This is a genomic window from Photorhabdus kleinii (assembly GCF_025384885.1).
GTDB lineage: Bacteria > Pseudomonadota > Gammaproteobacteria > Enterobacterales > Enterobacteriaceae > Photorhabdus > Photorhabdus kayaii.
Map to the genome: position 1 here is coordinate 1 of NZ_JAJAFY010000135.1, position 1,313 is coordinate 1,313.

Genomic DNA, 1,313 nt, shown 5'->3' on the forward strand with positions numbered 1-1,313 from the left:
GCCTACCTAGGCGACGATCTCTAGCTGGTCTGAGAGGATGACCAGCCACACTGGGACTGAGACACGGCCCAGACTCCTACGGGAGGCAGCAGTGGGGAATATTGCACAATGGGCGGAAGCCTGATGCAGCCATGCCGCGTGTATGAAGAAGGCCTTCGGGTTGTAAAGTACTTTCAGCGGGGAGGAAGGATTTAGCCTGAAGAGGGTTAGATTTTGACGTTACCCGCAGAAGAAGCACCGGCTAACTCCGTGCCAGCAGCCGCGGTAATACGGAGGGTGCGAGCGTTAATCGGAATGACTGGGCGTAAAGCGCACGCAGGCGGTGAATTAAGTTAGATGTGAAATCCCCGGGCTCAACCTGGGAATGGCATCTAAGACTGGTTGACTGGAGTCTCGTAGAGGGGGGTAGAATTCCATGTGTAGCGGTGAAATGCGTAGAGATGTGGAGGAATACCGGTGGCGAAGGCGGCCCCCTGGACGAAGACTGACGCTCAGGTGCGAAAGCGTGGGGAGCAAACAGGATTAGATACCCTGGTAGTCCACGCTGTAAACGATGTCGATTTGGAGGTTGTGGCCTAGAGCTGTGGCTTCCGGAGCTAACGCGTTAAATCGACCGCCTGGGGAGTACGGCCGCAAGGTTAAAACTCAAATGAATTGACGGGGGCCCGCACAAGCGGTGGAGCATGTGGTTTAATTCGATGCAACGCGAAGAACCTTACCTACTCTTGACATCCTCAGAATTTGCTGGAGACAGCGAAGTGCCTTCGGGAACTGAGAGACAGGTGCTGCATGGCTGTCGTCAGCTCGTGTTGTGAAATGTTGGGTTAAGTCCCGCAACGAGCGCAACCCTTATCCTTTGTTGCCAGCGCGTGAAGGCGGGAACTCAAAGGAGACTGCCGGTGATAAACCGGAGGAAGGTGGGGATGACGTCAAGTCATCATGGCCCTTACGAGTAGGGCTACACACGTGCTACAATGGCGGATACAAAGTGAAGCGACCTCGCGAGAGCAAGCGGAGCACACAAAGTCTGTCGTAGTCCGGATTGGAGTCTGCAACTCGACTCCATGAAGTCGGAATCGCTAGTAATCGTAGATCAGCATGCTACGGTGAATACGTTCCCGGGCCTTGTACACACCGCCCGTCACACCATGGGAGTGGGTTGCAAAAGAAGTCGGTAGCTTAACCGCGAGGGGGGCGCTGACCACTTTGTGGTTCATGACTGGGGTGAAGTCGTAACAAGGTAACCGTAGGGGAACCTGCGGTTGGATCACCTCCTTACCTGAGATAGGTTGAGTGCAGTGCTCACACAGATT

General features: G+C 54.8%; 1 rRNA gene. It reads left to right on the plus strand.

The features are described from left to right. Positions 1 to 1,278 (plus strand): 16S ribosomal RNA (locus LG003_RS22980); the annotation flags it as partial. Positions 1,279 to 1,313 lie beyond the last annotated feature (35 nt).